The organism is Streptomyces sedi (assembly GCF_006335015.1).
Lineage (GTDB): Bacteria > Actinomycetota > Actinomycetes > Streptomycetales > Streptomycetaceae > Streptomyces > Streptomyces sedi.
Genome location: NZ_VDGT01000042.1, coordinates 1 through 8578 on the forward strand (window position 1 = coordinate 1; position 8578 = coordinate 8578).

6 protein-coding genes are annotated in these 8578 nt (G+C 72.1%); 3 read left to right on the top strand and 3 right to left on the bottom strand.

The genetic code is table 11. From position 1 onward, the window contains the following. The 3 genes from FH715_RS27880 to FH715_RS27890 form a co-directional block, all read left to right on the top strand. Window positions 1–1883, top strand: a 1883-nt coding sequence (locus FH715_RS27880; RefSeq protein ID WP_139650278.1) for a thioester reductase domain-containing protein, incomplete at its 5' end; no start/stop codon positions are given. Window positions 1884–1937: 54 nt separating this feature from the next. Beyond that, window positions 1938–2864: an oxidoreductase gene (locus FH715_RS27885; protein WP_139650280.1), complete on the top strand. Its 927-nt coding sequence runs from the start codon at window positions 1938–1940 to the stop codon at window positions 2862–2864. Window positions 2865–3036: 172 nt separating this feature from the next. Further along, on the top strand, window positions 3037–4569 hold the full coding sequence (locus FH715_RS27890) for an MFS transporter (protein WP_139650282.1): 1533 nt from the start codon (window positions 3037–3039) through the stop codon (window positions 4567–4569). A gap of 115 nt (window positions 4570–4684) precedes the next feature. Here the strand turns inward: FH715_RS27890 and FH715_RS27895 are convergent, their stop codons facing one another. The 3 genes from FH715_RS27895 to FH715_RS27905 all read right to left on the bottom strand — a co-directional run. After that, complete coding sequence (locus tag FH715_RS27895) at window positions 4685–5476, bottom strand: thioesterase II family protein (RefSeq protein ID WP_139650284.1); 792 nt, start codon at window positions 5474–5476, stop codon at window positions 4685–4687. A gap of 26 nt (window positions 5477–5502) precedes the next feature. Further along, the gene (locus FH715_RS27900) at window positions 5503–8187 is read right to left on the bottom strand and encodes a type I polyketide synthase (protein ID WP_139650286.1); all 2685 of its coding nucleotides are present in this window, start codon (window positions 8185–8187) and stop codon (window positions 5503–5505) included. Continuing rightward, on the bottom strand, window positions 8184–8578 hold a 395-nt coding region (locus FH715_RS27905), incomplete at its 5' end, for an acyl carrier protein (protein WP_170184856.1). The genes FH715_RS27905 and FH715_RS27900, both read right to left, overlap by 4 nt.

Below are 8578 nucleotides of genomic sequence, written 5' to 3' on the forward strand. Positions count from 1 at the left end.
GCATCGAACTCGGCGACATCGAAACCCACCTCACCCACCACCCCCACATCAACACCGCCATCGTCACCCCCACCCCCCACCCCAACCACCCCGGCTACCACGCCCTCACCGCCTACATCACCACGAGTGCGGCCACTCCCCCCACCGCCGAGGAGCTTCGTGACCACCTGGCGCAGCGGCTGCCACAGCACATGATCCCGGGCGCCTTCGTCGCCCTGGACGCCCTGCCGTTGACGGCCAACGGGAAGGTCGACCGCAGGGCCCTGGCCGCGCTCGACACCGCCCCCGTCCGTCCGGCCGGCGAATCGGTCGCCCCGCGCACGCAGTTGGAGGAAACCATCGCCACGGTGTGGGCTGAGGTACTCCAGGTCGAACAGGTCGGGGTGTACGACGACTTCTTCGCCCTGGGCGGCGACTCCCTGTTGGCCACGAAGGTCATCGCTCGGCTGAGGGATGCCCTCGGCGGCGAAACGCTGTCGCTGCGGGTCCTGTTCAGCACCCCGACCGTGGCCGCCATGGCGGACCATGTCGAGGCAACGCGTGGCGACGGGGTGCGGCGGCCCACGTTCACCTCCGTGCACGGCGAGGACAGCACCGAGGTCCGCGCGACGGATCTGACGCTGGACAAGTTCCTTGACGCGGGAACCCTCGCCGACGCCAAGGGCCTCGCCCGCCCGGTGGACCTGCCCCGCACGGTGTTGCTGACCGGCGCGAACGGCTATATCGGCCGTTTCCTGTGCCTTGAGTGGCTCCAGCGCCTGGCGAACACGGGCGGGAGGCTGGTCTGCCTGGTGCGCGGTTCGAGTGCCGCCGCCGCGCGGCGACGCCTCGACGAGTCCTTCGACAGCGGGGACGCGGAGCTGCTCAGTACGTACGAAAGGCTGGCGGCCGAGCGTCTGGAGGTGGTGAACGGCGATATCGCCGAGCCCCGACTCGGGTTGGACGAGGAGACGTGGGGTCGGCTGGCGGAGGAGGTGGACGTCATCGTGCACGCCGGCGCGCTGGTGAACCATGTGCTCCCGTACCAGCACCTGTTCGAGGCGAACGTCCTGGGAACGGCGGAGGTGGTCCAGCTGGCGCTGACCCACCGGATCAAGCCGGTCACCTATGTCTCCAGCGCGGTCGTCGCGACGTCCCACCCCGGGCGACCGGCCGTCGACGAGGACGCGGACGTGCGTCTCGCCCTCCCGGTCCAGGCCGTCGACGGCGGGTACGGCGTCGGCTACACCACGAGCAAGTGGGCGGGCGAGGTGCTCCTCCGCGAGGCCCACGAGCTGTGCGGGCTGCCGGTCGCGACCTTCCGTTCCAGCATGGTCCTCGCGCACAGCCGCTACCGCGGGCAGGTGAACGTCTCCGACATGTTCAGCCGCCTTCTCTTCAGCCTGCTCGCCACAGGTGTGGCGCCGCGCTCCTTCTACCCCACCGCCCACCGAGCGGATGGCCCCCGGCCGCACTACGACGGACTGCCCGTCGACTTCGCCGCCGAGGCCATCGTGACGTTGGGCGCGGGCATCACAGCCGGCTACCGGACGTTCAGCCTGGTGAACTCGCACGACGACGGGGTCTCGCTCGACACCTTCGTCGACTGGCTCGTGGAGGCCGGTCATCGGATCGAGCGGGTGGACGACTACCAGGACTGGATCACCCGGTTCGAGTCGGCGATGAAGGCGATGTCCGAGGCGCGGCAACGGCACTCGGCACAGCCGCTCCTGCACGTGCTCCGGAACCCCGAGGCGGCCATGGGTGCCCCCGCCGTGCCGTCGGACCGCTTCCGCACGGCTGTCCAGGCCGAGGAGATCGGCGAGGACAGGGACGTCCCCCACGTGGCGAAGTCCCTCATCGAGAAGTACGCGACCGATCTCAAGCGCCTCATGGACGCGTGAGCGCACCCCAAGCACAGGCCGATCACACAGGACTCGACGAAAGGACATGCGCAGATGGGCGGTTGGACGGCGGGCGACATTCCCGACCTGAGCGGCCGGCGGGCCGTGGTCACCGGGGCGAACAGCGGCCTCGGCTACGCCACCGCACGCGAGCTTGCCCGACACGGCGCCAGGGTGGTGCTGGCCTGCCGCAGCGGCCAGCGGGGCGGCGAGGCGCAGGACAGGCTGCTGGCCGAAGTGCCGGGCGCTGAGGTGGAGTTCCGGCCACTGGACCTCGCGGACCTGAAGTCGGTGCGGGCCTTCGCCGAGGAGCTGGACGGTGAGCGGCTGGATCTGTTGATCAACAACGCCGGCGTGATGGCCATGCCGTACGGCCGGACCGCCGACGGCTTCGAGACGCAGATCGGGGTGAACCACCTCGGCCACTTCGCGCTCACCGGCCTGCTGTTGCCGAAGCTCCTGGCAGCACAGGGGGCCAGGGTGGTCACCCTCTCCAGCATCTCCCACTTCGGCGGGCAGGTGAATCTCGACGACCTCCACGGTGAGCGCCGCTACAACCGCTGGACCACGTACTCGCGGTCGAAGTCGGCGAACCTCCTCTTCGTGCACGAGCTGGCCCGCCGCATCGACGCGGCCGGTGCCGATGTGATGGCCGCCGCCGCCCACCCCGGCTACGCCGCGACGAACCTCCAGTACGCCGCACCCCGGTTGGAAGGCCGCAGATTCGCCGAGCGTTTCACCACGCTGACGTACCGGCTGCTCGCACAGTCCGCCGAGCAGGGCGCGTTGCCGACGCTGTTCGCCGCTACCGCGCCGGGCGTGGAGCCCAACGCTTTCATCGGGCCTCGCATCCAGGGCTGGCGTGGCCGGCCCACCCGCTCCTGGCGAGCGAAGTGGACCAGGGACGACACGATGGCGAAGCGACTCTGGGAACGGAGCGAGGAGTTGACGGGGGTGAGGTACGAGGCGTTGCGGGTGTGAGACGCCAGGGTCGGGCGGTGGGCAGGAGTGCCGCCCCCCGTCGTGTGCGCACGGGCCACTACCAACCATGACGTCGCCACTTTTCAATCGACGATCGCCGATGATAGCGTTTCAGAGGCATTGATCGGCTAGCAGCGATGTCGACAGGAACTGTCGACTGATTGGAACCCCCATGGAGCAATGGGACAACCCGCGGCGATGGTGGGCTCTGGCAGCCCTGGTGCTTGCCGCGCTGACCATCGGTTTCGACATCACCATCCTCAATGTGGCGTTGCCGACGATCGCCGGCGAGTTGTCGGTGGGGACCGATGCCCTTCAGTGGATAGTCAATGCCTATGTCGTGGTGCTGGCGGGCCTGATGCTGACCTGCGGCGCGCTGGGCGACAAGTACGGCCGGAAGCTGCTGCTGGTCGTGGGCCTCGTGTTGTTCGCCGCCGCGTCGGCCCTGGCGGCGTGGGGGGACTCGGCCGGCGTGGTCATCGCCGCCCGGGCGGGCATGGGTGTGGGCGGTGCCATCATCCTGCCCGTCGCCTTCGCCGTCGTGGCCGCGCTCTTCGGGCCCGACGACCGGAGCCGGGCCGTGTCCCTCCTCGTGGTGGGCACCGGCGCGGGCATCCCCCTTGGCCCGCTCATCGGCGGCTACCTGCTGGAACACTTCTGGTGGGGCTCGATCTTCCTCATCAACATCCCGATGGCGGCGATCGCGCTGTTGGCGATCGTCTTCCTGATGCCCGAGACGCGCGACCCCGCCCCACGGCGACTCGACCTCCCGGGCGCGCTGCTGTCCACCGCCGGGCTGGCCATCCTCGTCTACGGGATCATCGAGGCACCCGACCGAGGTTGGGGCGATGGGCTGGTTCTGGGCACGCTGGCGCTGGCCGCCCTGCTGCTGTGCGCCTTCACCGCCTGGGAGCTGCGCACCGAGCAGCCGATGATCGACCTCAGGTGGTTCGCCCGGCGCCAGTTCCTCTGGGCCAGCCTGGCCGGAATGCTCGTCAGCTTCACCCTGCTCGGGATGCTGTTCGTGCTGCCGCAGTACCTGCAGGACGTCGCGGGGCACGACGCGTTCGCCACCGGCCTACGGCTGCTGCCCATGATCGGCGGCCTCGTGATCGGCGCCCCCCTCGGCGAACGGTTGGCGGTCGGCGGTTACCGCGTTCCGGTGGGAGTCGGGCTGCTGCTCTCCGGCGTCGGGCTGGCTGTCGGCGCCACCACCGGCACGGACACCTCGTACGGCTTCGTCGTCGTCTGGCTGGCCGCGGTCGGCATGGGCATCGGCATGGCACTGTCGCCGGCCATGGACGCCGTGCTGGACGACCTGCCGGCCGAGCGCTCGGGGGCGGGCACCGCCATCACCATGACCCTGCGTCAGATCGGCGGGGCCCTGGGCGTCGCCCTGCTCGGCAGCTTGCTGGCCCAGGGCTACGCGAACGACATCGACACGGACGGGCTGCCCGAGGCTGCGGCGGACGCGGCGGACGACTCGGTGGCCGGCGGACTCGCCGTGGCGGAGCGCCTCGACCTGCCGGCGCTTGCCGCCAGCGCCAGGGACGCCTATATGAGCGGCATGACCATGGTGCTCATCGCCACCGGTGCCGTCGCGATCCTCAGCGCCGTTCTGACCACCGCGTTGCTCCCCGGCCGACCCTCCACCGCGTCCAAGGAGGAGGGCGTCGCGGACGCCGAACACACCGCCCAGGCGTAGAAGCCACATTCCCCCCCCGGGCCACCGCGCCCGCGCCCCTGGTCAGGGCGCGGGCGCGGTGGTTTCTCTCGTCTCGCCGTCCGCTGTCACGCGGTCGCCGGCAGGCCGTGCGGCGTCAACGCCCTTGCGCGGGCTGGCCGGTGACGGGCTGGCCCGCGACGGCGAGGGACGCGATCTGCCTGCCGACGGCGTCGATGCGGTCGTTGAGATAGAAGTGGCCGCCGGGATAGCTGAGGAAGTGGAAAGCGCCCGTGGTGTGGTCGCGCCAGCCCATCGCCTCGTCGATCCCGGCCTTGGGGTCGGCGTCGCCGAGGAGTGCGGTGAGCGGGCAGCTCAGCCTGGGGCCCGACTGGTACCGGTAGGTCTCGATCGCCCGGTAGTCGTTGCGGACGACGGGCAGGATCATCCGCAGCAGTTCCTCGTCCTCCAGGAACGCGGGGTCCGTCCCGTTCAGGGTGCGGATCTCCGCCACGAGCTCGCTGTCGTCACGGCGGTGCACGTCCTCGTCATCGCGCTGGATGGTGGGAGCCCGCCGTCCCGAGACGACGAGTCCGACGAGCGGGACCGACCCGAACTGCTCCAGGCGCCGCGCCACCTCGAACGCGACCGTCGCGCCCATGCTGTGTCCGAACAGAACCAAAGGAGAGCGCGTCCAGCTGACGAGGCGACGGAAGACCTGCTGGGCAAGCTCGGGAACGTTGTCTATCAGCTGCTCGGCCATCCGGTCCTGCCGGCCCGGGTACTGCACCGCGAAGACATCCATCTCGGGTGAGAGGCTCCGGGCCAACGGGAGGTACACGTTGGCGGAACCCCCGGCGTGCGGAAACGCCACCACCCGGGCTGCCCCCGGGGCCCCGGGCCCCAGCCGTCGAATCCACGCGTCGCCCTCGCCGTCGGTTGCTGCCATGACGTCACTCCCCTTCTCACTGCTGATCACTGCTGCCCGTGGCCGCGTCGCCAGGCCGACAGCGCCGGCAGCGTCGCCGCCAGCGCCGCTCGCTCCCCGGGCTCGTCGACACCGAGAACCCGCGCCACCACGTCGGCGTCCCCCTTCTCCACGCCCTCCCAGAAGGCCGTCTCGGCCGCTTCAGGCCGGGGGCGGGTGGACGCGGCCATCCAATACGGCTCGCGCTGGAACGCGTACGTCGGCAGCTGGACCCGGCGCGCTCGCGAGGCGTCGAACACGCCCTCCCAGCGCACGGCCAGCCCGTGCGTGGCCAGCCGCGCGAGCGCCTCCAGCACGTCACGGGCCTCGTGGCCGTCGCCGCGTAGCAGCGGCACGGCGCCCCGGCCGGGGCCGGCGTCGTCCACGACGCCCCCGCCCGGGCCCAGGTCCGCCAGCGCCGAGACCCCACGCTCGCCGAGCCGCCGGACGCCGGGCAGGGAGCCAGTGGGACGCCAGACCTGCCGCGCCCAGTACGCAGCGGCGCGCACCTGTTCGGCGGGCACCTCGTCGCCGGTCGTACCGGACGCGATCGGGACGGTCGGGGCGGCCAACGGGCGGCGTTCGACGGCCCGGGTGAACGCCGTGAGCCCGGCCTCCGGTCCGTCGTGCGGCGCCTCGCGGCGCAGCCGATCGTCCTCGGCGACCAAGGCGCAGGCGTCGCGCAGCGACAGCACGCCGGCCGCGTGCGCCGCCGCGAGTTCGCCGATGCCGTGCCCGACCACCACGTCGGCCCGGACACCGCACGCGGACATCAGCCGGTAGAGCGCGACCTGGAGCGCGAACAGCGCCACCCGTGGCGCCTCGGAGCCCTGCGGCGGTGCCGCTCTGCCCGCCCCCTCCCCGAGGAGCCACGCCGGTCGGGCCTCGCGGCCCAACCGCGACGTCAGCTCGCCGTAGACCTCCTCGACGGCCTCGGCGAACGCCGGGAACGCCGCGTGCAGTTCGCGTCCCGCGTCGTCCGGCGCGGGGCCGGCGTCGGAGAACACGGCCGCCAGACGCACATCGCCGCGTGCCCGGCCGGAGACCACGCCGTCACCCGGCTCGCCCTCAGACAGGGCGCCCAGTCCCGCCAGCAGCTCCTCGCGGCTCGCCCCGAGGACCACCGCGCGGTGGTCGAGTCGGGCCCGGGCGGTCGCCAGCGTGTAGCCGACGTCGGCGACATTCGACTCCGGTTCGTCTGCGAGCCGTTGCCGCAGTCGTCGGGCCTGCGCCCGCACTCCCTCCGCCGATCGGGCCGAGAGCACCCAGGGCACCTGCGGCATCGGCCGCCCCGGGCCGCCGGGGTCGGGGGCGGGCGGGGCCTGCTCGACGATGGCGTGCGCGTTGGTGCCGCTGATGCCGAACGCGGAGACGGCCGCCCGCCGTGGCGTTCCACGCTCGGGCCACGGCCGGGCCTCGGTCAACAGCTCGACGGCGCCGGCGGACCAGTCCACATGCCGCGACGGCTCGTCCACGTGCAGCGTCCTGGGCAGCAGCCCGCGCCGCATCGCCATCACCATCTTGATCACGCCGGTGACGCCCGAAGCGGCCCTGGGATAGCCGATGTTGGACTTGATCGACCCCAGCCACAGGGGGTGGCCGTCCCTCCGGTCCCTTCCGTAGGTGGCCAGCAGCGCCTGCGCCTCGATCGGGTCGCCGAGGGTGGTGCCCGTCCCGTGGCCCTCGACCGCGTCGATGTCAGCCGGGGAGAGGCGCGCGTTGGCCAGCGCCTGCCGGATCACCCGCTGCTGCGCCGGCCCGTTCGGGGCGGTCAGGCCGTTGGACGCCCCGTCCTGGTTGACCGCCGTGCCGCGGATCACAGCCAGCACCTCACGTCCGGCGCGCTGGGCGTCGGACAGGCGCTCCAGCAGCAGCACCCCGGCTCCCTCGCCCAGCCCCAGGCCGTCAGCGGCTGCCGCGAACGGCTTGCACCGCCCGTTCCGGGCCAGGGTCATCTGCCGACCGGCGCCGGTGAACAGGCCGGGGTTGGAGATCACCGAAACCCCGCCGACCAGGGCAAGGTCACAGTCGCCCTGGCGCAGGGCCTGCCCGGCGAGGTGCAGCGCCACCAGGGAGGAGGAGCAGGCCGTGTCCACGGTGACGGCCGGCCCCTCAAGGCCGAACGTGTACGCCAGCCGGCCGGAGATGAAGCTCCCGGCGTTGCCCGTGACCTCGGCGACGTCGAACTCGCCCTCGGGCACCGCGCCTTCGCCGTATTCCGACGGCATCGCGCCGATGAACACGCCCGCGGTGGTGCCGCGCAAGGAAAGCGGGTCGAGGCCTGCCCGTTCGAACGCCTCCCAGGTGGTCTCCAGCAGGAGGCGCTGCTGCGGGTCCATCGCCAGCGCCTCGCGTGGGGAGATCCCGAAGAGCCCCGCGTCGAACTCGCCCGCGCCAGTGAGGAACCCGCCCTCCAGCGTGGCGGACTCCTCCGGCAGGCCGGGCTGGCGGAACGTGCCAAGGTCCCAACCCCGGTCGGCGGGGAACGGGGACACCGCATCCCGGCCCTCGGCGACCAGCTCCCACAGCTCTTCCGGCGTCGTCACCCCGCCGGGATAGCGGCAGGCCATGGCGACGACCGCCAGGGGCTCGGCCAGGGCGGCGGTCAGCTGCTGGTTCTCCCGCCGCAGCCGTTCGGCATCCAGCATCGCGGTGCGCAGCGCCCTGACCAGTTCGTCGGTCGAGACCGTCATCGGTCGCTCCCCTCCTCGGCGCCCGTGGGCTCGCCCCCGCCGTCGAGCGCGAGGCGGACCAGATCGGCCACCTCCAGCTCGGCGATGCCGCTCGACTCCTCGGGCTGCGGCGCGGAGACGCCGACATCCGCCTCGGCGAGCCGCAGGAGGACATCCAGCACCCCCGCCTGGCGCAGTTGGGCCAGCGGGATCGTGGCCAGGGCGCGCCGGATCTCGGCCTCGCCGTCGTCGACGGCGCCGGGCGGGGTTCCGTCGAACCCCTGTTGGTCGCCGAGGAGTTGGGTGTGGAGATAGTCGGCCAGGGCCGACGGAGTCGGATAGTCGAACACCAACGTCGCCGGCAACCGCTCCCCCGTCGCCGCACCCAACCGATTCCGCAACTCCACAGCCG